Source organism: Acinetobacter sp. YH1901141 (assembly GCF_013416935.1).
Classification (GTDB): domain Bacteria; phylum Pseudomonadota; class Gammaproteobacteria; order Pseudomonadales; family Moraxellaceae; genus Acinetobacter; species Acinetobacter towneri.
In genome coordinates, this window is record NZ_VPEY01000016.1 from 23,470 (window position 1) to 46,992 (window position 23,523).

The 23,523-nt window shown below is 43.1% G+C and carries 28 protein-coding genes; 18 read left to right on the forward strand and 10 right to left on the reverse strand.

The annotated features are described in order from the left end of the window. Nucleotides 1-119 precede the first annotated feature (119 nt). The 3 genes from pncA to mhpT form a co-directional block, all read right to left on the reverse strand. Nucleotides 120-746 (reverse strand): bifunctional nicotinamidase/pyrazinamidase, encoded by a 627-nt coding sequence (gene pncA, locus FTV52_RS09745; RefSeq protein ID WP_179990731.1) that lies wholly within the window; start codon nucleotides 744-746, stop codon nucleotides 120-122. A 47-nt stretch (nucleotides 747-793) separates the two neighbouring features. Further along, complete coding sequence (locus tag FTV52_RS09750; protein WP_179990732.1) at nucleotides 794-1,195, reverse strand: hypothetical protein; 402 nt, start codon at nucleotides 1,193-1,195, stop codon at nucleotides 794-796. Between the two features lie 196 nt (nucleotides 1,196-1,391). Further along, entirely contained in the window at nucleotides 1,392-2,618 is a 1,227-nt protein-coding gene (mhpT, locus tag FTV52_RS09755; protein ID WP_131261231.1) for a 3-(3-hydroxy-phenyl)propionate transporter MhpT, read from the reverse strand. A gap of 819 nt (nucleotides 2,619-3,437) precedes the next feature. Here mhpT and dapA point away from each other — a divergent pair. From dapA to FTV52_RS09775, 4 genes are all read left to right on the forward strand, one after another. Beyond that, complete coding sequence (dapA, locus tag FTV52_RS09760; RefSeq protein ID WP_131261232.1) at nucleotides 3,438-4,337, forward strand: 4-hydroxy-tetrahydrodipicolinate synthase; 900 nt, start codon at nucleotides 3,438-3,440, stop codon at nucleotides 4,335-4,337. A gap of 14 nt (nucleotides 4,338-4,351) precedes the next feature. After that, nucleotides 4,352-4,951, forward strand: a complete 600-nt coding sequence (locus FTV52_RS09765; protein ID WP_179990751.1) for a lipoprotein-34 precursor (NlpB) — start codon at nucleotides 4,352-4,354, stop codon at nucleotides 4,949-4,951. Nucleotides 4,952-4,987: 36 nt separating this feature from the next. Then, a complete protein-coding gene (purC, locus tag FTV52_RS09770; RefSeq protein ID WP_004974116.1) occupies nucleotides 4,988-5,707 on the forward strand; it encodes a phosphoribosylaminoimidazolesuccinocarboxamide synthase in 720 nt (239 codons plus the stop codon). Between the two features lie 359 nt (nucleotides 5,708-6,066). Then, nucleotides 6,067-6,279, forward strand: coding sequence for a cold-shock protein (locus FTV52_RS09775; RefSeq protein WP_004974113.1), 213 nt, complete (start codon nucleotides 6,067-6,069; stop codon nucleotides 6,277-6,279). A gap of 114 nt (nucleotides 6,280-6,393) precedes the next feature. Here the strand turns inward: FTV52_RS09775 and FTV52_RS09780 are convergent, their stop codons facing one another. Next, nucleotides 6,394-7,662: a replication-associated recombination protein A gene (locus FTV52_RS09780; protein ID WP_179990733.1), complete on the reverse strand. Its 1,269-nt coding sequence runs from the start codon at nucleotides 7,660-7,662 to the stop codon at nucleotides 6,394-6,396. Nucleotides 7,663-7,779: 117 nt separating this feature from the next. Then, nucleotides 7,780-8,232 carry a YcgN family cysteine cluster protein gene (locus FTV52_RS09785; RefSeq protein WP_136144131.1) on the reverse strand — a complete coding sequence of 151 codons (453 nt, stop codon included), beginning with the start codon at nucleotides 8,230-8,232 and terminating at the stop codon, nucleotides 7,780-7,782. A 191-nt stretch (nucleotides 8,233-8,423) separates the two neighbouring features. Between FTV52_RS09785 and FTV52_RS09790 the strand changes: the two genes are divergently transcribed. From FTV52_RS09790 to FTV52_RS09835, 10 genes are all read left to right on the forward strand, one after another. Beyond that, nucleotides 8,424-8,582: a DUF1328 domain-containing protein gene (locus FTV52_RS09790; protein WP_004974108.1), complete on the forward strand. Its 159-nt coding sequence runs from the start codon at nucleotides 8,424-8,426 to the stop codon at nucleotides 8,580-8,582. Nucleotides 8,583-8,789: 207 nt separating this feature from the next. Beyond that, nucleotides 8,790-9,530: a dienelactone hydrolase family protein gene (locus FTV52_RS09795; RefSeq protein ID WP_136144130.1), complete on the forward strand. Its 741-nt coding sequence runs from the start codon at nucleotides 8,790-8,792 to the stop codon at nucleotides 9,528-9,530. A 69-nt stretch (nucleotides 9,531-9,599) separates the two neighbouring features. Further along, nucleotides 9,600-9,962: an HIT family protein gene (locus FTV52_RS09800; protein WP_070155794.1), complete on the forward strand. Its 363-nt coding sequence runs from the start codon at nucleotides 9,600-9,602 to the stop codon at nucleotides 9,960-9,962. Between the two features lie 136 nt (nucleotides 9,963-10,098). Beyond that, on the forward strand, nucleotides 10,099-11,133 hold the full coding sequence (gene mutY, locus FTV52_RS09805) for an A/G-specific adenine glycosylase (RefSeq protein WP_179990734.1): 1,035 nt from the start codon (nucleotides 10,099-10,101) through the stop codon (nucleotides 11,131-11,133). A 60-nt stretch (nucleotides 11,134-11,193) separates the two neighbouring features. Beyond that, nucleotides 11,194-11,733, forward strand: coding sequence for a M23 family metallopeptidase (locus FTV52_RS09810; protein ID WP_179990735.1), 540 nt, complete (start codon nucleotides 11,194-11,196; stop codon nucleotides 11,731-11,733). Between the two features lie 18 nt (nucleotides 11,734-11,751). Further along, nucleotides 11,752-11,997: a hypothetical protein gene (locus FTV52_RS09815; RefSeq protein ID WP_104852758.1), complete on the forward strand. Its 246-nt coding sequence runs from the start codon at nucleotides 11,752-11,754 to the stop codon at nucleotides 11,995-11,997. A gap of 52 nt (nucleotides 11,998-12,049) precedes the next feature. Further along, entirely contained in the window at nucleotides 12,050-12,619 is a 570-nt protein-coding gene (locus tag FTV52_RS09820) for a DNA-3-methyladenine glycosylase I (protein ID WP_179990736.1), read from the forward strand. Between the two features lie 74 nt (nucleotides 12,620-12,693). After that, nucleotides 12,694-13,716 (forward strand): NAD(P)-dependent alcohol dehydrogenase, encoded by a 1,023-nt coding sequence (locus FTV52_RS09825; RefSeq protein WP_004974093.1) that lies wholly within the window; start codon nucleotides 12,694-12,696, stop codon nucleotides 13,714-13,716. Between the two features lie 607 nt (nucleotides 13,717-14,323). Further along, complete coding sequence (locus tag FTV52_RS09830; RefSeq protein WP_004974091.1) at nucleotides 14,324-15,028, forward strand: FKBP-type peptidyl-prolyl cis-trans isomerase; 705 nt, start codon at nucleotides 14,324-14,326, stop codon at nucleotides 15,026-15,028. Nucleotides 15,029-15,084: 56 nt separating this feature from the next. Further along, entirely contained in the window at nucleotides 15,085-15,774 is a 690-nt protein-coding gene (locus FTV52_RS09835) for an FKBP-type peptidyl-prolyl cis-trans isomerase (protein ID WP_004974089.1), read from the forward strand. Nucleotides 15,775-15,851: 77 nt separating this feature from the next. Here the strand turns inward: FTV52_RS09835 and murJ are convergent, their stop codons facing one another. Together murJ and ampD are read right to left on the reverse strand one after the other, a co-directional pair. Further along, the gene (murJ, locus tag FTV52_RS09840; RefSeq protein ID WP_171287394.1) at nucleotides 15,852-17,402 is read right to left on the reverse strand and encodes a murein biosynthesis integral membrane protein MurJ; all 1,551 of its coding nucleotides are present in this window, start codon (nucleotides 17,400-17,402) and stop codon (nucleotides 15,852-15,854) included. A 50-nt stretch (nucleotides 17,403-17,452) separates the two neighbouring features. Next, nucleotides 17,453-18,052 (reverse strand): 1,6-anhydro-N-acetylmuramyl-L-alanine amidase AmpD, encoded by a 600-nt coding sequence (ampD, locus tag FTV52_RS09845; RefSeq protein WP_004974083.1) that lies wholly within the window; start codon nucleotides 18,050-18,052, stop codon nucleotides 17,453-17,455. 177 nt (nucleotides 18,053-18,229) lie between these two features. Here ampD and nadC point away from each other — a divergent pair, with 177 nt between their 5' ends. After that, nucleotides 18,230-19,075: a carboxylating nicotinate-nucleotide diphosphorylase gene (gene nadC / locus FTV52_RS09850; RefSeq protein ID WP_179990737.1), complete on the forward strand. Its 846-nt coding sequence runs from the start codon at nucleotides 18,230-18,232 to the stop codon at nucleotides 19,073-19,075. A 106-nt stretch (nucleotides 19,076-19,181) separates the two neighbouring features. On the opposite strand, the gene FTV52_RS09855 is transcribed toward nadC, so the two are convergent. Further along, nucleotides 19,182-19,373 carry a hypothetical protein gene (locus FTV52_RS09855; RefSeq protein WP_179990738.1) on the reverse strand — a complete coding sequence of 64 codons (192 nt, stop codon included), beginning with the start codon at nucleotides 19,371-19,373 and terminating at the stop codon, nucleotides 19,182-19,184. Nucleotides 19,374-19,550: 177 nt separating this feature from the next. Further along, nucleotides 19,551-20,267, reverse strand: a complete 717-nt coding sequence (gene rph / locus FTV52_RS09860; protein ID WP_004974074.1) for a ribonuclease PH — start codon at nucleotides 20,265-20,267, stop codon at nucleotides 19,551-19,553. A gap of 204 nt (nucleotides 20,268-20,471) precedes the next feature. On the opposite strand from rph, the gene FTV52_RS09865 reads away from it, so the two are divergent. Beyond that, entirely contained in the window at nucleotides 20,472-21,128 is a 657-nt protein-coding gene (locus tag FTV52_RS09865; RefSeq protein ID WP_136144683.1) for a TetR family transcriptional regulator, read from the forward strand. Nucleotides 21,129-21,242: 114 nt separating this feature from the next. On the opposite strand, the gene FTV52_RS09870 is transcribed toward FTV52_RS09865, so the two are convergent. Beyond that, complete coding sequence (locus FTV52_RS09870) at nucleotides 21,243-21,863, reverse strand: thiol:disulfide interchange protein DsbA/DsbL (RefSeq protein WP_004974070.1); 621 nt, start codon at nucleotides 21,861-21,863, stop codon at nucleotides 21,243-21,245. A gap of 181 nt (nucleotides 21,864-22,044) precedes the next feature. Between FTV52_RS09870 and ubiG the strand changes: the two genes are divergently transcribed. Beyond that, nucleotides 22,045-22,761: a bifunctional 2-polyprenyl-6-hydroxyphenol methylase/3-demethylubiquinol 3-O-methyltransferase UbiG gene (gene ubiG, locus FTV52_RS09875; RefSeq protein WP_004974063.1), complete on the forward strand. Its 717-nt coding sequence runs from the start codon at nucleotides 22,045-22,047 to the stop codon at nucleotides 22,759-22,761. After that, nucleotides 22,758-23,465, forward strand: a complete 708-nt coding sequence (locus tag FTV52_RS09880) for an HAD family hydrolase (RefSeq protein ID WP_131261238.1) — start codon at nucleotides 22,758-22,760, stop codon at nucleotides 23,463-23,465. Before ubiG ends, FTV52_RS09880 begins: the two co-directional genes overlap by 4 nt. The last annotated feature ends 58 nt before the right edge of the window (nucleotides 23,466-23,523 follow it).

The window sequence follows — 23,523 nt, forward strand, 5'->3', positions numbered from 1 at the left end:
TCAAAATTGGGTATATGTAAAAAATTGATTTTTATTTATTTTATTTTACATTTAATCTATTTTTATAGCAAAAAGGAAGATTTCGCCCTTCCCTTTCGCGGCCAGTTCGTTATCTAGTTTTAGCCAAGTAAGTGCTGACTTTGTACTCGCTGTACTCCTTGTGCCAACATCTGTTGCCATGCTTGTTCTAAAGAGCCATTTAAATCAATCGCTTTGGTGGCATCTTCAATCACATAGGTGCTAAAACCCAACTCACAGGCATCTATTGCCGTCCACGCCACACAAAAGTCGGTGGCAATGCCCACAATATAAACCGTATCAATTTCACGGGCTTTTAAATAGGCCGCCAAGCCTGTGGTGGTTTTGCGGTCTGCTTCCATAAAGGCAGAATAACTGTCTATTTGCTCGTGAAAACCTTTGCGTATAATCAATTGTGCTGTAGGCAAATCTAAATCTGGGTGTAATTCAGCATCAGCTGTGCCTTGCACACAATGCACAGGCCAAAGTACCTGCTCACCATAGCTGAGCTGAATCTGTTCATAAGCTTGCTTGCCCGCATGGTTTGCCGCAAAGGATACATGCGTTGCAGGATGCCAGTCTTGCGTAATCACAATATTATGAAACACGCGCCCAAGCGCATTAATGCAGGGAATGATTTGATCGGCGTCGGCAACGGCCAAATTTCCACCCGGACAAAATCCGTTTTGCACATCCACCACAATCAGGGCGCTATTGACCTGCTGCATGCTGTTTCCTTTTCAAAGCTAAACACTGCCATCAGCATAGCTGAAATTTAAACCTGAGTTGTATCACTTTGATAAAAATAAAAAGAACCCTGTTCCCCACAATGTTGATAGACAGGTAATTGTGACAATAACTGCCGTACAAAACGCGGATAGACTTTGGCTTTACGTGCTGTGGCAGCATGGAAATAAAAATAAGGCAGTGGATGCCGAGTCAAATAATTCACCAAATGTTGTCGGGCTAAAGACATGACCTGAAAGGCATCAATCCCAGCATTGACATCTTCATAAGTGGCTTGATCTGCAAACGCCAGCCACGCGTTTTGTTTTGGAGAAGTCCGTGTTGCTCGAAAATGGCGTTTCAGTTCTAAAATAAATTCATATTCAATCAGATACAGCGAAAACTGCTGTTGATCCAACTGAAATTCTGCAATCAATTTTTTCTGCTTCAAATGATACTCTTATATTTACTGTTTTTTAGGACTTATTATACCCTGCTTGCGTCATTGCCACCCAGTAGAACAGGCAGCTTTGCGACAGTACTTGTCACACTTCATTCGAGCATTTTCTCTCAAAAATCAGCGATCAACATACAAAAAAATAGCCTGCAGGTGCAGGCTATTTGGTCTTTCAACTGTTCTCATCCTTTTAAACAGTTTGAATACGACGTACCAATAACAACATGAAAATGGCTGAAATAATAATACATGGAATGGCTGCTGAAATAACCCCAGCCGCACCAAAGCCTGCTGCCAACAACTGACCTGCAATAGCAGGGCCAAGCATTGCGCCTACACGACCAACAGCAGAGGCAACACCGACCCCAGTACCACGTACTTCGGTTGGGTAGACAATACTACCAAAAGCATATAACACGCCCTGACAGCCAATCACAAAAGCACCGACCAAAGCTGAAGCCATATACATTTGCATGAGTGAACCCGCTGCATTTAGAGCAAATAAACCTGCCAAAATACCACCATACATCAATAAAATCACGTAGGCTTTTTTCCAACGGTCGGTCAGCATACCCAAAATTACAGTACCGACTGTCGCACTCACCATGAAATAGAACTGTGCAGTACTGCCTTCTTTACGCGAGAAACCTAATTCCATAAATAAAGATGGTAACCAGCTCAACATGATGTAAACCACCATCAAGGTAAAGAAGTAACTCACCCAAATAAATAAGGTACGCAATAAGTTTTGTGAATTAAACAAATCTTTAAAAGATGCTTTTGGCGCAGCATTTTGTGCTGTGACATCTTTACCTGCCGCTTGTGCTTTTAAGAATTCACGTGATTCTGGCAATAACCACATCATCAATGGAATGACAATAAATGGCAGCAAACCACCCAAATAGAAAATGTTTTTCCAGTTTGAGCCAAAATCTGTACTGGCAATTAAAGATAAAATGGCTGCACCCACAGGCATACCACAATACATCAAGCCCACAGCACGACCACGGTTTTGTGGCGAAACAGCTTCAGATGCCAAAGTAATTAAAATTGGCATGGCTGCCCCTAAACCCGCACCTGCCAAGAAGCGCACCGCCAATAGGCTTTCAAAGCTATTCACCCACACCGTACATAAGGTAAATAAAGCAAAGACTGCTGTAGACCAGATTAATACTTTTTTACGACCAATACGGTCTGCAAAACGTCCGCCAACCAAAGCACCTGGCAATAAACCTAAAATACCCGCACTAAAAAATACCCCAAGCTGCGAGCTGTCTAAACCAAAATGCTCACGGATACCTGCCGCAGCAATACCTGCTGCCTGAATATCCAGACCTTCAATCACTGCAATTAAAAAGCAGATCGCGACGGTAATAACCGCATGCCGCTGATCGCTATGTTGTGTTGATCTATCCATTGGGTCCCTCTACTAGAATTAGATAGCCATGTGAAAGCCTGCATCTTGCGCAGTTTTAAACTGCAGCAATAGCTATCAATAAGTGTTAGACCAAAGTGAATTTTTTCAGATCAGCGCAAACGTGTTGCGCAGCATGTAGAAAAAAACATAGCGAAAAAAACAATAAATCTGGCAAATTACACGCTATTTTCCCGCTTAAAGCAGTAAATTCAGCGCAAGATTTCTCACCATTTAAGAAGTCAGCGACAACATAGGTAGACTTAAAAGCTATTATTCTTAAGAATCAAAAATCAAAATATCCCGATTAAAACAGTCAGATATAAGAGCTATAAGGTCTGAATTGAGCGTTTTTTTATATAAATATCTAGGGTCTGTTGACAATTCATCTATGTTTGCGACGTGAGAGATATATCTCGCAAGATTTTTTAGCTGATATAAGGCATGAGACAGGAAATTTAGTCATTCTAAATGACTGGCACATAACGCAATAGCAGCAAAAAATATGCTCGCCCTGAAAGGCTGTGGCTAAAAAAGTGCTGATGAGGGTTGCGCCATATCAATGAAAATTTGGGTACAAAGGAGATGGTTATTATTTTTTTATTTTGAACAACAAGCTGCTGATCCTAAAATACTAAATTAAACAAAGTTTATGATTGCTTTGACGAAAGCATATTGTTCTGACACACTGAATCAGTCATAATTTGGCTAAGCATTATTTAATCAATTTGATTGAATTTTGACCCAAATCAAAATACTGCAACCATCCACATCTACCTTTTCTACACCTCTGTGGATGGAAAAATAGGATCTTTTTAAAAAATGACTCAGCAAGCACAGACCATTCAAGGCTCAATTGTCGCAATTGTCACCCCAATGTTAGAAGATGGCAGCGTAGATTGGAAAGGTCTCGAGAAGCTCGTTGAGTGGCACATAGAACAAGGTACCAACAGTATTGTTGCTGTAGGTACAACTGGTGAAGCATCGACCTTAAGTATGGAAGAGCACACCAAAGTGATCGCAGAAATTATTCGCGTCGCAAATAAGCGTATTCCTGTCATTGCTGGTACTGGTGCAAACTCAACGCATGAAGCCATCGAACTGACCAAAGAAGCACAACAATTGGGCGCAGATGCGGCCTTATTGGTAACGCCTTATTATAATAAGCCAACTCAGGAAGGTTTATACCAGCACTATAAAGCAATTGCAGAAGCAGTTGATTTACCTATCATTTTATATAATGTACCGGGTCGTACTGGTGTAGATATGTCAAATGAAACGGTCATCCGTCTTGCAGACATCCCAAATATTGTGGGCGTAAAAGATGCAACGGGCGATGTGCCACGTGGTCAGCAATTATTGGCTGGCTTAACAGGCAAAAACATGGTGGTGTATTCAGGCGATGACGCTACGGCATATCAATTGATGCTGCACGGTGCAAAAGGCAATATTTCTGTAACTGCCAATGTTGCACCAAAAGCCATGAGCCAAGTTTGCGCGGCTGCAATCGCAGGTGATGCTGCAGGTGCAGAGCAACAAAACAGTGCGATTGCAAATTTACACAATATTCTATTTTGTGAATCGAACCCAATTCCTGTGAAATGGGCACTTCATGAAATGGGATTAATTGGTACAGGAATTCGCCTGCCATTAACTCCGCTTGCAGAACAATATCGTGCACCGTTACGCGAAGCCCTTCAGGCTGCGGGTGTCATTCAATAAAAGAGCTTAGTATGATGCAATTACGTTTTGGTTTGATCGCCGCACTTTCAGTATTGAGTTTGGCTGGTTGTAGTTCTCTTGCCATCAATAATGGTTCATTGGACTATAAAGACGCCGCTACTTTAGCACCACTTCAATATCCAGAAGGTTCTGTGGTTCGACCTGCAACACCGTTGTATCCTGCACCAAGCGTTGACCCTTTAGCAACGGCAAATGCACCTAAGCTTGAAAATGCACGTGGCAACCGTTTTGCGATGCCACGTCCTGAAGCCATGCAAGCCAGCAGCAACACAGTTCAAGACAGTACGCAAATTGGACGTCCTCAACCCGTAGTTGACGGAAACCAAAATCCGTTGCTCAAAATTGATGGAAATTCTGCTACAATTTGGCAATACACACTTGCCACCCTCAGCAGTCTGAATTACAGCATTGTTGGTCAAAGTAAGAACCGTTACGAGGCAACCATTAAGGTCGATCAACAGATTTATGTCTTAAGATTGACCTCTGTCGGTTCGAGCAACAACCTAGCTGTATTCAATGCCGATAACAGCTTTGCAGATCAAGAAAAAGCTGCAGATCTGTTGGCCCAGATTTACCAAAATTGGCCAGCCTAGCCGTACTAGGCATTTTTTTTTGAAAAAGGTTCCCTCATGTTAAAACAAACCTTGCTCTATACTGGTAAAGCAAAATCTGTTTATACCACAGACAGTGCAGACCACCTGATTTTAGTCTTTCGTGATGATGCCTCTGCGTTCAATGGCGAAAAAATCGAACAACTAGATCGTAAAGGTAAGGTGAACAACCGTTTTAACGCCTTTATCATGGAAAAATTGGCTGAAGCGGGTATCGAAACTCACTTTGAAAAACTACTTACACCAAACGAAGTATTGGTGAAAAAGTTAGACATGATTCCTGTAGAGTGCGTTATTCGTAACTACGCTGCAGGTTCACTCTGCCGTCGTTTAGGTGTAGAAGAAGGTAAAGAACTGACCCCACCTACATTTGAATTGTTCTTTAAAGATGACGCTCTTGGCGACCCAATGGTAAACGAATCTCAAGCGATTGCTTTAGGTTGGGCCAATGCTGAACAATTGGCAAAAATGAAAGAATTAACTTACCAAGTCAACGATGTATTAAAAGCATTGTTTGATGCAGGTAACATGATTTTGGTCGACTTCAAACTTGAGTTTGGTGTATTCCACGACCGTATTGTGTTGGGTGATGAGTTCTCTCCAGACGGTTGCCGTTTATGGGACAAAGACACCAAGAAGAAACTCGACAAAGACCGTTTCCGTCAAGGTTTAGGCGGTGTGGTTGAAGCTTATGAAGAAGTTGCTGCACGTTTAGGCATCGACTTAGACAATATCTAATTCAAGCTTTTCAATTTTAAAAGCTGAATTCCCAAAACCGAGCAACATTGCTCGGTTTTTTGTATTTTGCTGTAGACCAAACAGGGTTTACAAACCAAATCTTTGAAAAAATCGCCCCATCCACAATGCCCAGTCTGTCTGCCTATTTTTAAATTTATCTGAATTTAAATTGTGTATTCTGCAATTCCGTGTATGCTTGTTGTCATACTAGAAAAATATGAAGTTCGTTTTAATCGTCTAAGTCCGTAGTTTTATTTTGTAATCCTTCGTTTGTTCAGATTTTAAGTCGCATCTTTTTCCCAGTTATTCCAAATCTTTTTTAGATTGCAACATATTAAAATTCAGCAGGATATTTCCCTATGTCAAATCCGACAATGAAAGGCACGGTAAAGTGGTTTAACGAAACTAAAGGTTTTGGTTTTATTCAACCAGAATCTGGTCCAGATGTGTTTGCGCATTTCAGCGAAATCGCACACTCAGGCTTCAAGACTTTACACGAAGGTCAGCAAGTTGAATTCAGCATTGCGCAAGGTCAAAAAGGCCCGAATGCTGTAAACATCAAACCGCTTTAAGCCTTTGAATGCAGCACTCAAGGCTGCAAACAAATCTAAAAAAGCTCAAGTTGATTCTTGAGCTTTTTTTATGCCAATACTTTTACAAATATCTTTTCAGCTATACCAAATCGCTTAGGATTGAGTCTGCTGCCAACGACGTTGTTGTAAACGCTCACCTTCCACTTCACGTTTATTACGTGCCGACTCATACAACTTTGTGCCTTTCAGTTCAGGCGGCAAATAGTCCTGTAGCACAAAATGCTCTGGGTAATTGTGCGGATACAAATAATCTACGCCATAGCCTTGTTCTTTCATCAGTTTGGTCGGTGCATTACGCAAATGCAGTGGCACAGGTAAGTTGGCGGTTTTTTCAGCCAAATCCATGGCTTTATTAATTGCCAAATAAGTACTGTTACTTTTGGCACTGGTCGCCAAATATACTGCACATTGTCCTAAAATAATCCGCGCTTCGGGCATACCCAGCACTTGTACCGAGCGGAAACACTCGCCTGCCAATAACAAGGCATTCGGATTTGAATTGCCAATATCTTCCGAAGCAGCAATCAACATGCGACGCGCAATAAAGCTCGGGGCTTCACCGCCTTTGAGCATGCGCGCCATCCAATACAATGCAGCATCGGGGTCACTGCCACGAATTGACTTAATAAAAGCCGATACCAAATCATAATGTTGCTCGCCTGACTTGTCATAACGGGCAATGTTTTGTTGCGCAACCTTGACCACAATCGCGTTGGTGATGATATTTTCCACCTCGGGTTCAAAGGTGCTTGCCACCAAGTCCAGTAGGTTTAAAGCCTTGCGTGCATCACCTGCAGCAAACTGAATCAGAGCATCAAATTCTTCAATCTGAATATAACGGTCTTTTAAGAATTGATCTTGCTGAATGGCTTGAGTAAGCAAAGTCTGAATCGAATCGGCATCTAAAGCCTTTAAGGTATAGACCTGACAACGTGAAAGCAGCGCACTATTGACTTCAAAAGATGGATTTTCAGTGGTCGCACCAATTAAGGTGATTTTGCCCTTTTCCACCGCATTTAATAAGGCATCTTGCTGCGACTTATTAAAGCGATGAATTTCATCAATAAACACCACTGGTGTGAGCAAATCGCCGCCTTCGGCAATAATTTCACGCAGCTCTTTGACCCCAGTATTCAAGGCAGAAAGGCTGATAAAAGGACGATCTACCGCCTGCGCCAACAGCAAAGCGATGGTGGTTTTCCCCACCCCTGGTGGCCCCCAGAAAATAATTGAAGGCAAATGCCCCTGATCAATCATTTGGCGTAACGGCGCTTGCTCACCTAAAAGATGATCTTGACCAATAATTTGCGATAAATCGCGTGGACGCAAACGCTCAGGCAGTGGAATATGACTCTCTGACATCTTGTTATTTCTATACTTGACTTCAACCTAGTCTACTATGATCTCAAGCTTTGGAGTATTTCTAATCGTACCGATTTATCGCTAAAACACGATTCAAAGTTTATTCTGCAGTATGAATTAACGCACCCAACGCACCACATAATCTTCTATATCTTCTTCTGCAACATCCAGTTCTGAAATACAACGCCCTGCCGCAGATTTTTTGGCTTTAATCACACTTTGGCGTGAGCCCGTATTTAAGTAATGCCAAGATGGCAAATTTTTGCCCTGTTTTAAACGACGATAGGCACAACTTGGCGGCAACCAGTGAATTTTTTCCAGTTTTTCGGGGGTAAGTTGAATGCAATCGGGCACAAAGTCAAAGCGATTGGCATAATCTGAACAACGTGCTGTGTTACAGTCCAGTAACTTGCACGCCACTTTGGTATAGGCCACTTCTTGCGTGTCTTCATCTTCTAGTTTGACCAAACAGCATAAACCGCAACCATCGCACAAGGCTTCCCATTCCGCAGTATTTAAGGCATTCAGCGGATAGTTTTTCCAAAATTCAGGTCGTAATTGATCAGACATAGCGCACAGAAAATAACAAAACTGCGTCATTATAACAGCCTTGTTTCAACTTGTTGCTTTTGTTTAGTCTTTAAATGAATCAAACACTTAACTCAAACAACTGAACATTTAATACACAAAAACAAAACAGTGTGCTGCGTTCAGCTCCCTATACTAAATTCAGAAGCTATAAAAACACATGGAGAACAATTATGTTTCGTTGGGCTATAATCTTCGCAGTGATTGCGTTAATCGCGAGTTTACTTGGTTTTGGTGGTGTCGCAGGTTTATCCAAAGACTTTGCCATTATTTTATTGGTGATTGCTGTGATTTTGGCAATTGTTGGTTTCCTCTCTCGCGGAAAAATCTAGTGACCTCGTCTATAAATTCCTAAAAATCAGATAAAAAAGAAGGATTTTTCCTTCTTTTTTTATGTCCGCTTTTTACGCAACAAATGCCAATTTGGCTATTTTAAAAATATTTTCTCACATTTATAGGCAGTATTTACCCTGTTTTTAAAAATGCGTGCCATATTATTATGCTTTAATCATGGCATTGAAAACGATAAGGAATAAGGCATGGCTTTAGCAATCAAAACTCGCGAAATTGAATATACGGCTGCAGATGGCAGCAAACTGATCGGTTATTTTGCTGCACCAGAAACAGCACAAGCTGTCGCGGGGGTGATTGTCGCACCTGAATGGTGGGGACGTAACGAATATACCGAACAACGCGCGCGTGAATTGGCTGAACATGGTTTTGCAGCCTTAGCGATTGATATGTATGGCGATAAAAAAGTCACCACCACCGCAGCCCAAGCCAATGAATGGATGATGCAAACTTTTGCAGATGCTGACACAATTGTGACTCGTGCGTCTGCAGCTTTGGACACTTTAGCTGCCCAACCTGAAGTAAATCGCGATAAACTCGCTGCAATTGGTTTCTGTTATGGCGGCAAAGTCGTTCTGGATTTGGCTCGTTCTGGCGCAGCATTAAAAGCAGTGGTGACCTTCCACGCCAACCTCAGCCCGAAAGCCCCTGCACAACAAGGTCAGGTACAAGCCGAGATTTTGGTGTTGCATGGTGAACTGGACAGCATGGTGACTTTAGACGACGTCGCAAGTTTCCGTGAAGAAATGCACGCGGCTCAAGTAGAGCATGAAGTGATTATTTTTGAAGATGCCAAACACGGCTTTAGTAACCCTCAAGCCGATGAACGTGCCAAAGCCAATGGGGTCGATTTAGGCTATAACGCATCGGCAGAGCAACAAGGTTTAGCTGCCATGTATGAAGTGTTGGATCGTCGTTTAGCAGATTAATCTGCTGTTCACATTACGCAGCATATACTCAACGCAAGCCAAGAAAATTTTAAAGAAGAGGATATAACAATGACTGAGCAATGCCCTTATTGCAATTTTGATGATTATGATGTTTTGGCAAAAAATGAATTTGGGGTAATTTTGCCTGAACCCAATGCCCTGTCTAAAGGACATTGCGTGATCATTCCGCTACGTCACGTCGGCTCTTTTTTTGACATTACAGACAAAGAACGTAAAAGTTTATTGTCTTTATTAGAATTGGCGCGCAATGAGTTGCAATTGCGTCATCAACCTGCAGGTTTCCATGTGGGTTTTAATGATGGCGATGTGTTTGATGCTAAATCTGAGCATTTACACATCCACATTATTCCACGCTATGAAGGTCAGACCTTAAAATTGGATAACCGTTGGGGTATGAGCGGTCAAATTTAAACCACGACTCGTTTTATCCCAAACCAAGTGAAACCAAACCTAAAGAAGAAGATGCACGCTCATCTTCTTTTTTTATGCACGTAATTCCCACGCCAGTTTGGCTATACTAAGCCGCTACTTTACAAACTGGGTTCGCATGACTGCTTTTTCATTTTCCGATGCTCTCCTCACGTGGTTCGATCAACACGGACGCCATGACCTGCCGTGGCAAGTCGCCGATGATCCCTATGCGGTGTGGGTGTCTGAAATCATGCTGCAACAAACTCAGGTCAAAACCGTATTGCAATATTTTGAGCGTTTTTTGCAGCGCTTTCCGACAGTGCAAGATTTAGGACGTGCAACTTGGGATGAAGTTGCACCGTATTGGGCAGGTTTAGGCTATTACGCCCGCGCCCGCAACTTGCATAAAGCCGCAGCCATTGTGGCACAGCAAGGACATTTTCCAAGTACGCTCGAACAGTGGATGGCTTTGCCGGGCATTGGTCGCTCTACGGGTGGTGCCATGATGTCGCTGGGTTTACGCCAATACGGCGTCATTATGGATGGCAACGTCAAACGGGTTTTAGCACGTTTTTTTGCTATTGACGATGACTTATCCAAACCTGTGCATGAACGTGCCATGTGGCAACTGGCAGAACAACTCTGCCCCGAAGTACGTAATCATGACTATACGCAGGCCATTATGGATTTGGGCGCCACCATTTGTACCCCCAAAAAGCCACTGTGCTTATATTGCCCAATGCAACAACACTGCAAAGCACATCAACAAGGTTTAGAGCAGGAATTGCCCTTTAAAAAACCCAAAAAAGCCGTGCCTGTTAAATCTGCACAAGTCTTGGTGCTGCAATGTGCAGATCAATGGTTGTGGCAACAACGTCCCAATACAGGACTTTGGGGCGGGCTATGGTGTTTGCCTGTTATTGAAGATGCACAGGCTTTTGAGCAACTGTGTCAAAGCTTAAGCCTTAAACAGGTACAGCAACGCGCACAAATTTCGCATAGCTTTACCCATTTCACTTGGCAGCTTGAAGCACTGTGTTTTCAGGTCGATGCTGATCTACAAGAACACTTGGCAATAGAACTGAATGCAGATTGGTATAGTCCGCAACAAGCCAGCGATTTGGGCATTCCGACGGCCATGAAAAAATTGATCTCGGCAATCAATCTGTGACATAGTCAAGCGTCGTGATGAATGAAATCTTTGCTTTCACTGCCATTACAAGGATGTCTTATGTTTCGATGGATTGCTGTTTTAAGCCTGTCACTCTTTACCTTATTGATTGCGGCCTGTAGTTCTGCACCGAAACGTCCCAGTACCCCACTCCCGCCTACCTTGGTGCAAAAACTCAATCAAATGAGTTTAAAAACTCGCTTGCCCATTCCTGTGCAGGGCATTAAAGCGCATCAGTTGAATGACACTTGGGGTGCATCTCGTAGTAGCGGACGTTTGCATGAAGGCATTGATATTCTTGCCGCCAAAGGCAGCAAAGTGTATAGCGCTACAGAAGGTTTAATTGCAGACTTACGCGATAATCGCTTAGGTGGTAAAGTAATTTGGATATTAGGGCCTGCAGGCACTTGGCATTACTATGCACACTTGGATGGACATAAACGCGGTTTAAACGTGGGCGATTATGTCAAGGCAGGAACGCATATTGGCTATGTCGGCAATACAGGCAACGCCCGACACACTGCCGCACATTTGCATTACGGACTTTATTTAAATGGTAAAGGACGCGGTGCGGTCAATCCTTATCCTTATTTACGTTAATTTTGTTAGGAACATTTCATGTCTGAAGCCTTGATAAATCGATTGGTGGAATTTGCAGAATCTGGCAATCAACAAAAAATTGTATTGGCAGGACAAGTCCATCAAGGCTGGGTCATGGAAATTACTGAAGATGCCCTGCTCATCAGCACAGGTTATTCAGATAAAGTTGGTAAAGACAACTGGATTTCCTTTCACGATCTGCAACAGGCAGAACTATATTATTGGGATAACCAACATGACCAATGGGCAGCATTTCAGCTTTAAGTCCGTCCCATTCACATCTATTCAGCTATCTATTCAACAAGGAGCATGACCCATGACGATACAACGCTGTGGCTGGTGTTCCGATGATCCGCTTTATATTGCCTATCATGATTTAGAATGGGGACAAGCTGTATTTGCCGAAGCGCATTTATTTGAAATGCTGTGTTTGGAAGGACAGCAAGCAGGCTTGTCTTGGATTACTGTATTAAAAAAACGCGAAGCGTATCGTCAGCATTTTTTCCAATACAGCATTGCTGAAATTGCCGCCTTCAGTGATGATGATATTGCGCTCAAATTACAAGATGCTGGATTGATTCGACATCGAGGTAAATTACAAGCAATTCGTGACAACGCACGTGCATGGCAAAAACTAAAAGACGCCGATATAAACGTCGTGACATGGCTTTGGGGTTTTGTTGCACAGCAACCTATTAGGAATGATGTACCTGACTATCGTCTTGCGCCTGCACAAACCGACGCTAGTGTTGCCATGTCGAAAGCCTTAAAGAAAAATGGTTTTAAATTTGTAGGCCCGACCACCTGCTATGCCTTTATGCAGGCTGTGGGCATGGTCGATGACCATGAAAATCACTGTCACTTTAAAACAACATCCAAGCTTTAGTATTCAAAACTGCTCAACCCATAACAGCAAGATCACCAATCAATACAGTCAGTCGATGACAAGGACGGTGCAATATGAGTAATACCATTCGAGCCTATGCCGCAATGCAGGCAGGTGAAGCCCTGCAAGCCTATCAATTTGATGCGGGTGAATTGCAGGCGCATCAGGTAGAAGTCAAAGTCGAATATTGTGGCTTATGCCATTCCGATCTTTCAGTCATTCAAAATGACTGGCATTCCTCGGTATATCCTGTGGTGGCAGGACATGAAATTATTGGCACGATTACCCAATTAGGCAGTGAGGCCAAAGGCTTAACCGTGGGGCAACGTGTAGGCATTGGCTGGACTGCAGACAGTTGCCAACACTGCGATGCCTGTATTGCAGGCGAACAAGTGCTGTGCAGCAATGGCACTACCGCAACCATTGTGGGACATGCAGGTGGTTTTGCCGATAAAGTCCGTGCAGGTTGGCAATGGGTAATTCCATTACCCGATGAGGTCGATCCTGTCAGTGCAGGGCCTTTGCTCTGTGGTGGAATTACCGTATTTGATCCGATCTTGAAACATCAAATTCAGGCAGTACATCATGTTGCGGTGATTGGTATTGGTGGCTTGGGGCATATCGCCATCAAATTATTAAAAGCATGGGGCTGTGAAATTACGGCGTTCAGTTCCAATCCAGACAAAACCGCAGAATTACTGGCTATGGGTGCAGACCATGTAGTGAACAGCCGTGATGCTGCTGCCCTTAAAACCCAGCGTGGCAAGTTTGACCTGATTTTAAGTACGGTAAACGTAAGCTTGGACTGGAATGCTTATTTAAGTACGCTTGCACCACATGGCACTATTCACATGCTAGGTGTAGCGCTAGAACCCATGCAAATTAAGGCGGGCAGCTTAATTGGCGGTGCAAAATCGGTTACTGGTTCATCGACAGGTTCGCCTGCAGCGCTGCGTCAATTACTACAATTTGCCGCACGCAAACAGATTGCCCCACAGGTGGAAGTTTTTCCGATGTCACAGATCAATCAGGCAATTGAACATTTGCATCAGGGCAAGGCACGCTATCGGGTTGTGTTAAAGGCCGACTTTGACTGACTTTTAAGATAAGTCATGATAGTCAAATATATTTCTATCTTTATTTAGGTAAAACCGCTCATCTAAAAACCTAGATCACATGAGGATACTCGGAAGTGTCATCCACAACCTGAGCAAAAACAAGCACTGCTTTGTTTGCAGCGCAAGTCAACTGTGGATGAATAGTTCTAATATGGCGAATAAATAAGTGGTAATAGCACAACATCGCAAGATAGTTTTCTTGCGGTGCTTTCAACTTCTCATTTTGCCGAATGAGAAGTATATTTCGTAAAGTGGGTCGAACCGAAGGTTAATCCTATTATTGGACAACAACCCATCAGGACACTATCTTGATCATTTATGCGATTACAATGAAAATTTACCGACAACCAAACGAAATCTGACTTTTCTTAAATGACTCACATCTAGTCCTGAATCGACAAGATTTATGTATAAAAAATGTTTTAGATATTCAGTCTGTTATAGAATAAACTGCGTAAGCAGCATATATTAAAAAAGTTGAATCGACACAGGCTGCAAAGCCACGTGCCAAACTAGAAAAGTCTGTGAAAAAGTCTGCTAAGATGAATGCTGCTTTTTTAACTATAAAATGAATTTGAGAAAACCTATGAGTAAAGCCTTACCCATCGCTGTTGCTGTAATTTTAGGCGGTGCTGCACTTGTTCCTGTTTATTATGCCTCTCAAAACCCAGCAGTGGCGACCTCTAAAGCGTCGGCAAATGCTTCTGCGGTTGAAAAAATCAGCTACGCTTTGGGTTATGAAGTGGCACATCAAACCCCACCAGAGCTAGACATCAACAGCTTTGTAACAGGTGTGCGTGAAGGTCATGCGCGTAAACAACCTGCCTACACCGAAGAAGAATTACAAAAAGCCTATGAGCAATTCCAGCAAGAGTTGCAACAAAAACAAGCCACTCAAGCGCAAGCTGCACAAACAGCCAGTGATTCATTCTTAACTGAAAATGGCAAAAAAGCAGGCGTACAAACCACAGCTTCTGGCTTGCAATATCAAGTGATTAAAGAAGGCACAGGCAAACAGCCAACGGCAAGCTCTGTGGTCAAAGTGCACTACACGGGTAAACTGGTCGATGGCAAAGTATTTGACAGCTCGGTACAACGTGGTGAGCCAATTGAATTCCCACTGAATCAAGTCATTCCGGGCTGGACTGAAGGTTTACAGCTCATGAAGGAAGGCGGTAAAGCTACGCTGTATATTCCATCGAAACTGGGCTACGGCGAACAAGGTGTACCAGGCATGATTCCTGCCAACAGCACCTTAATTTTTGATGTTGAACTGATTGAAGTGAAATAACAACATCACCCTTTCAGGAGAGCTTGGCTCTCCTGTATGGTCTTAGGACGAAAAGAATGAAAAAACACCTTGCCCTTGTGTGTATCGCACTGCTCAGCAGTGGCAGTTTTGCCAAAACCGTGACCAATAAAAGTCCTGTTGCAGATCAGGTCGGTTATAGCTTTGGTTATTTAATGGGGCGCAGCAATGCGGAAACCTTAAAAGATATTGATCTCGAAGCCTTCATTGCTGGCTTAAAAATGGCAACACAAGACCAAGCCGCCAGTTTAAGCGATGAAGAAATGGCACGAGTGCTGACTCAATTCAAAAAGCAAGCCGAAGCCAAACAACTGATTGAGCTTAAAAAAGTAGCCGATAGCAATGCTAAAATTGGGCAAGCCTTTTTAAACAATAATGCCAAAAAGGCAGGGGTCAAAGTCACCAAGTCTGGCTTGCAATATCAAGTCTTACAGGCAGGTACGGGCAAATCACCCAAAGCCACCTCTACCGTTAAAGTCCATTATGAAGGTCGTTTAATTGATGGTACGGTATTTGACAGTTCTATCGCCCGCGATCAAGCTGCAGAATTTCAGGTCAGCCAAGTCATTCAAGGTTGGACTGAAGGCTTACAACTCATGAAAGTTGGTGCCAAATATCGCTTCTTTATTCCTGCTGCTCTAGCCTACGGTCAAATTGGCTCAGGCGATGCAATTGAGCCAAACAGCACGCTTATTTTTGATGTGGAACTTTTAGAAATTGTAAAATAATCCAAAGCCGCATCATCTTTAAACAAAAAAATACCGCAATTTAAATTGCGGTATTTTTTCAGATCAACTTCGCTTCATTAAGGTTTTAAATGACGTGGTCTAAAACCCGTTGCCAACAATCCAACTCCATAGGCCACTACGCCCACCACACACAGCGCAGTGACTTCTGCCACACGCATCCATTGTGATACATCACCGTTATACCAAGTTAAGGCATACCACAACGCAGCAATCATCACGGCATTTGCCACTGCAAACTGCACCATGAGTTTTTTCCAGTGCGCACCAAAACGGAAAATCTTGCGTTGATGCAAATAGAAATACAACATGCCTGCATTCACCAAAGCCGAACCTGATGATGCCAGTGCCAATGCCATGTGTTCAGCTTGCCAGTCAATCAGTTTAAAGAAGCCAATAAACACCACGTTTAAAATCGCATTGGCAGCCACAGCCATTAAACCCACACGTACTGGTGTTTTGGTGTCTTGCTGTGCATAAAAACCCGGTGCAAAGACTTTAATCAGCATGAATGAAATCACCCCTGCACTCATACATTGCAAGGCCAAAGCGGTCATTTGCGTATCTTTAAAACTAAACTGACCACGCTCAAACAAGGCTTGGATAATAGGCGTTGATAACATAAACAGTGCAATACTGGCAGGGACACCTACCAAAATAATCACCCGTGCAGCCCAGTCCATCATGCCGCGGAATTTATCCATATTTTGTTCTGCATGACGCGCAGACAGTGACGGTAAAATGACCGTCCCAATCGCTACACCAATTAAGCCCAAAGGTAGCTCTGTCATACGTTCCGCACTATACAACCACGACACCGAACCATCCTGCATAAAAGATGCCCAAATGGTGTTGAGTAGCAGGTTAATTTGCGTGACCGATACCCCAAATAAAGCAGGCAGCATCAGCTTCATAATCCGATCCACCCCTTCATGCTTGAAATCAACTTTAGGGGGAATCAGCAGCTTTTTACGCCATAGTTCTGGAATTTGAATCGCAAGTTGTAAAGCACCCGCGATAATCACCGCCCAACCCAGTGCCATAATCGGCTCTGCCATGTACGGTGTGAGCCATAATGCACCTGCAATCATCGCCACATTCAGCAATACAGGCGCAAAGGCAGGCGTGGTAAATGAGCCATAGCTGTTCAAAATACTGCTGGCAAATGCCGTCAGCGACATAAACAACAAATAAGGAATGGTCAGGCGGAACATATCGGTGGCTAGCGCAAACTTTTCAGGGTCGCTATGGAAACCCGGTGCGTAGATATACATCACCGCAGGCGCAGCCACCATGGCGGTAAAGGTTAGCCCTGTCATTACCGTCATTAAACAGCCAAAAACCCGACTAATTAAAATTTGTACTTCGGCATGAGTGCGGCTGGTTTTATATTCGGTCAATACAGGAATAAATGCCTGCGAAAACGCCCCTTCGGCAAACAGTCGCCTGAAAAAGTTGGGGATACGAAACGCTACCACAAAGGTATCGAAATCTTTACCTGCACCAAACACATTCAGCAATACCACATCACGGACTAATCCTAGCACCCGTGACAGCATGGTCATTGCACTGACAATAAAGGTCGATCGCCAAAGCGCCATCGTTACCACCCAATTAAAAATTTAGTCGCTATTGTAATCAAAGCATCAACAAAGTTTTGTTATTGATTGATCAATTTTTCCTGTGATGTCGAAGCTTTAAGTTGAGATAACTGTTCACGAAAATACTGCCAGTCAAAATACGGCCCCGGATCAGTTTTACGTCCCGGTGCAATATCGGAATGTCCTGCAATATGCTGTTGAATACTCGGATAGGCCTGCTGCAAACTGTGTACCACCTGCACCAAACTCTGATATTGCGCTGTTTCAAAAGGCAAGTCATCACTGCCCTCTAATTCAATCCCAATTGAATAGTCATTACATTCAGGCTGTGCCAAATAACTAGAACGCCCCGCATGCCACGCCCGATCTGCAAAATTAACAAATTGCAGCACCTCGCCTGTTCTTAAAATCAACAAATGTGCCGAAACCTGCAGGCCCTGAATGGTCTGAAAGTAAGGATGCTGCGACCAATCCATTTGGTTCTGAAAAAATTGCTCAATATAACCACCACCAAATTGTGACGGCGGCAAACTAATATTGTGAATGACCAGCAATTGAATCTCTTGGTCTGTCGGACGGGCGTTGAAATTCGGAGATGGGACTTGTCTTGCCCCTTGTAATTGACCCTCAACCACCTGAAACGACGGCACATGCTGCATAAGGCAATCCCCAAACCATTAGAATAGAAAAATAGAACAGAAATTTCAGTTTAATGCCAACGCGTGACAATGAACATCTTAAATTACACCCGAACGTGGCTAAAAAACACATCCTGACGCAGAACAGTGTTAATATAACGCGCAATTTTCATGGGCAAGATCGACACGGAAAATCTTATGAGCATCTCTCCAGCTTTGCTTGAACAATCCATCCAAATCAATATTCAGCAAGCCTTGCAAGAAGATATTGGCGATGGTGATATTACCGCATTATTGACCCCTGAAGATGAGCAGGCCACTGCCACCATTATTAGCCGTGAAGACATGATTTTGGCAGGTCAACCGTGGGTAAATGCCCTGATTCAAGCATACGATGCCAATGTGCAAGTCACGTGGTTAAAAAATGATGGCGACCACGTTGCTGCCAATGAAGCCTTTTTGAAATTGGCAGGTTCTGCACGCAGCCTGTTAACGGTAGAACGCCCTGCGCTGAATTTTGTGCAAACCCTGTCTGCTGTTGCGACTAAAACCGCAGCCTATGTGCAACAACTTGAAGGCTTAAATACCAAACTGCTAGATACCCGTAAAACCTTACCGGGTTTACGCATTGCACAAAAATATGCTGTCACGGTCGGTGGTGGACAAAACCATCGTTTAGGCTTATTTGATGCCTTTTTGATTAAAGAAAATCACATTATGGCAGCAGGCGGCATTACTCAGGCAATTGCCAAAGCACATGCCATTGCTCCGGGCAAACCTGTAGAAGTTGAAGTGGAAACTTGGGATGAACTAAATCAAGCCCTTGAAGCCAAAGCTGATATTGTGATGTTGGATAACTTTAGCCAGCAACAAATGATTGATGCGGTCAAGCATGTGGCAGGTCGTTGTAAACTTGAAGCGTCGGGCAACATCACCATTGAAAATTTACGTGCAGTGGCTAGTACAGGCGTAGATTATATTTCGATGGGTGTTTTAACCAAAGATGTCAAAGCTGTGGATTTATCAATGCGTTTTAATGCGTAAACGATTACTTTTAAAATTAAGGGTGCAATCTGCACCCTTAATTTTTTCCAAAAATTGATTTTAAGGAGGCAAATGAGCCTCCTTTTTTTATGCCTCAATTTTGAATTTAATCATCGTCCTTGTTGTCGTTGTCGTTGTCGTTGTCGTTGTCGTTGTCGTTGTCGTTGTCGTTGTCGTTGTCGTTGTCAGAAGCTTGACCGAGTACACTACGATTGTCTTCATTTTCACGCTCAGTACGTGAATCACATGCAGTTAAAAACAACATCATGGCAGACATTAAAATAATCAATAGTTTCATGCTTTCCTCCTCTTTTCATTCAGGCTCTTTGCATACAGTTTTCCATCTTAAAAGAACGCATCCTGCAATATTGTAGCTTTTTGCTTCACGCTTCCTATCGCAATCTAAATCTCATCCATAAAAAAACGCATCCGAAGATGCGCTCTTAAACAGCAGAAAAACATCAAAAAGCTTAGCTTACCAACCTAAAGCTTGCTGCTGTTTTTTTACCAATTCCTGAATACCTTTTTCTGCCATTTCCAACATGGCATTACATTGCACACGATTAAACGGCTTATCTTCAGCAGTACCCTGAATTTCAATAAATTCACCTGCTTGTGTCATCACCACGTTTAAATCAGTTTGGCAATTTGAATCTTCTTCATAGCACAAATCCAATAACACTTGGTCTTGGTACATGCCCACAGAAATTGCAGCCACCAAACCCTTTAATGGGTCATGCTTAATTTTTTTCTTTTCCAGCAACACATTCATAGCATCAATCAATGCCACTGCTGCACCTGTAATGGCTGCAGTACGGGTACCGCCATCGGCCTGAATCACATCGCAGTCAATGGTAATGGTGTTTTCACCCAGTTTCTTCAAATCGACCATGGCACGCAAGCTACGACCAATTAAGCGCTGAATTTCCTGTGTACGTCCGCTTTGTTTACCACGCGCCGCTTCACGGTCACTACGGGTATGAGTTGAACGTGGCAACATGCCATATTCTGCAGTTACCCAACCTTGTCCCTGCCCTTTTAAAAAGCGCGGTACAGAGTTATCAATACTTGCGGTACACAAAACTTTGGTATGACCAAACTCTACCAACACTGAACCTTCAGCATAGCGAGTATAGTTACGGGTAATTTTTACCTCACGTAATTGATCTAAAGCTCGTTGGTCAATACGCATAATGTGTCCTTATTTTTGGCTCAAATAAATTGCCCGCAAGTATAACAGATGCCACAGCGCAGGTCGCTTTTCCAAAGCTTGACGTGTGCTGTTTCGGTAAATTTTGCCTGTATTTTTACAAAGTGGCTTCATTCATCTTTTAGTATTATCGTGAAACACAGGTTTTTGTTAGACTGCGCGGCACTGGCAGAATCAGGAAATACAATGTCGATTCGGGAAGAACGAAAACAACAAAGTCGTCAGGCAATTATGGAGGCAGTGCTGCAACTCAGCAGCGCAGGACGTGCATTTAGCAGCATTAGCTTAAGAGAAATTTCACGACAGATTGGACTGGTGCCCACCGCATTTTATCGGCATTTTCAAGATATGGATGAGTTGGGGCTAGATTTGGTCGATCAAGTTGCCTTGCACATTAAAGGTATTTTGTATCAGTTGGGACAAGCTTATTTATACCAACCCGATGCACAGACCGAAAAGGCATTGACCCTATTTTTTAAATCTGTCGATCAACATCCACAACAATGGATTTTTTTAATTGCCGAACGCTGGGGCGGTTCGACCATTTTACGGCAAGCCATCGCCCGTGAAATTGATTTTTTAATTGAAGATTTAGCTAATGATTTACAACGGGTCGAAAGCGTACAACATTTTCAGCATGCTGAAGATTTTCACATTCTGGCCAATATTTTAATTAATTTATCGTTAAATTGGGCAATGAGCTGGATTGGTTTAGAACGCCAATTTGAAGCCGAAAAATTACCTGAACAACAGCAGCGTTTTATTCAACAAACCATTACTCAAGTACATTTATTATTTCGTGGCATTTGCCACTGGCAACGTCCGCAGCCTGTCGCAGATTAAACATACAACACACTTTTAACCTGCATTAAAAAAACTGCAATGACGTTGCAATCATTGCGGTTTTTAGCGATGCGCTGCTGATTCAGCCTTGCATCATCTTGTTATTGCATCTGCTTATTTCTTAGCTTTACGCTCTTGATCAACCAAGTAGTTCACTACTTGAATCACTTTGCCGTTATCGCCTTGAACGATATATTTACCATTCACCACCACCGCAGGTACACCTGTCAATTGGTACTGACGCGCCAATTGTTTAGCTTGTGAAATTTTAGAGGTGATCGCAAACGAGTTAAACATGCTGTTAAATTTTGCTTCAGGTACACCATATTTCACAAAGAATTTAGCTTGTGATTGTTGGTCAAAAATTTGCTGACCTTTGTCATGAATGGCATGGAAAAGTGGCAAGTGAGTTTTCTTGCGCACACCCAAAGCTTCAGACACATAATAACCACGTGCATTCATTTCCCAAACAGGATTCATGGCTGCAGGAGTACGCACAAAATTCACATCTTTAGGTAACTGGCGTAACCATGTTTGCATATATGGTTCTAAAGTAAAGCAGTGACCACAGCCATACCAAAAGAACTCACGCACTTCAATTTTACCCGGTACATCAACCTTACCCGGGTTGGCGACAACGCTATAATCTTTACCTGCTACAAAATTTGCCGCCATAGTGCTACCAGAAATAGCAAAGATGGCCGTTGCCAAACTACCTAAAAGGAATTTTTTCATTGCGTTTATAATCCTCTAAATCATTCTGTTTAGTGTATGGCAACACTATAAATCAATTATGCTGATTTCGTTTTCCTTCTGTGAACTTTTTTACAGCTTTTATCGCTTTTTTTAGAATTAACGCTACACTAGGGTTTATATCTATTTTTCCAATTATCACGACCCAATTGAGGTGGCACCCATGTCGCATTTGAATGTTGATCCACAAGAAATTGCCAAATTTGAAGCATTTGCAGCCATATGGTGGGATCAGCATTCCGAGTTCCGTCCCCTGCACATGATTAATCCACTGCGCTTAAACTGGATTGATGAGCACGCAGGCGGCTTGGCAGGCAAGAAAGTGCTAGACGTCGGCTGTGGTGGTGGTATTTTGGCAGAAAGCATGGCTCGTCGCGGTGCCAATGTGCTTGGAATTGATATGGGCGAAGCACCTTTAAACGTGGCACGCCTGCATGCAGAACAAGAAGGCGTACACAATATTGAATATCGCCAAATTCCTGTTGAGCAATTGGTAGATGAGCAAGCTGGTCAATACGATGTGGTGACTTGCATGGAAATGTTAGAGCACGTACCTGATCCGGCCTCGATTATTCAAGCCTGCCAAAAACTGGTCAAGCCGGGCGGTCATGTATTTTTCTCGACCATTAACCGCAACCCTAAATCATACCTATTTGCCATTATTGGGGCAGAATACGTGCTGCGCATGTTAGCCAAAGGCACACACGATTATCATAAATTTATTAAACCGTCTGAATTGGCACACGACATTCGCCAAGCGGGTTTAAAACTTAAAGATATGACGGGTTTACACTACAACCCACTGACTAAACGCTATTGGTTGGCACCTAATGTTGATGTGAACTACATGGTCTACACGGTCAATGAGGCAACAGAATGAAGGCGGTTTTATTTGACCTCGATGGCACCTTAATTGATACCGCTGCAGATTTTATTCGCATCATTCAAGACATGTGCCACGATAAAGGCTGTGAGATTGTGGCAGCAGAAGCCATTCGCACGCAGGTGTCTGAAGGTGCACGGGCTATGGTAAAACTGGTCTATCCAGAACTTGAAGTAGATGACCCTGTATTTCTTGCGCATCGACAACGCTTTTTAGACCTGTACGGCGCTGATATTGCGGTAGAAACCGATTTGTTCGAGGGCATGTATCCACTGCTCGAAGCTTTAGAACAGCATCAAATTCCGTGGGGAATTGTCACCAATAAACCGCGCTGGCTCAGTGAAGCCTTACTCAAGGCACTGAATTTAACTGACCGCTGTGCGGTTTTGGTCTGCCCTGAAGATGTCAGCCACACCAAACCTGACCCAGAACCCATGTATTTGGCAGCCAAACAGATTGAAATTGCCCCTGAAGATTGTATTTATGTGGGCGACCATCCACGTGATATTGATGCAGGCCGCAATGCCAATATGTACACCATTCTGGCCGCTTACGGTTATTTACCGTTACAACACAAAGATGACTTAACAGCGTGGCAAGCAGATTGTATAGTGGATTCAGTCGCTGAATTACATACGGTTTTAGACAAATTGGTGCTGCAAGCCGCAACATTATCAAGCAGCCTGAATGCCAATGCCTGAGTTGATTCTATAACACCTGTCAAAGCACGAATATCACCTTTAAAACATGACCAATAAA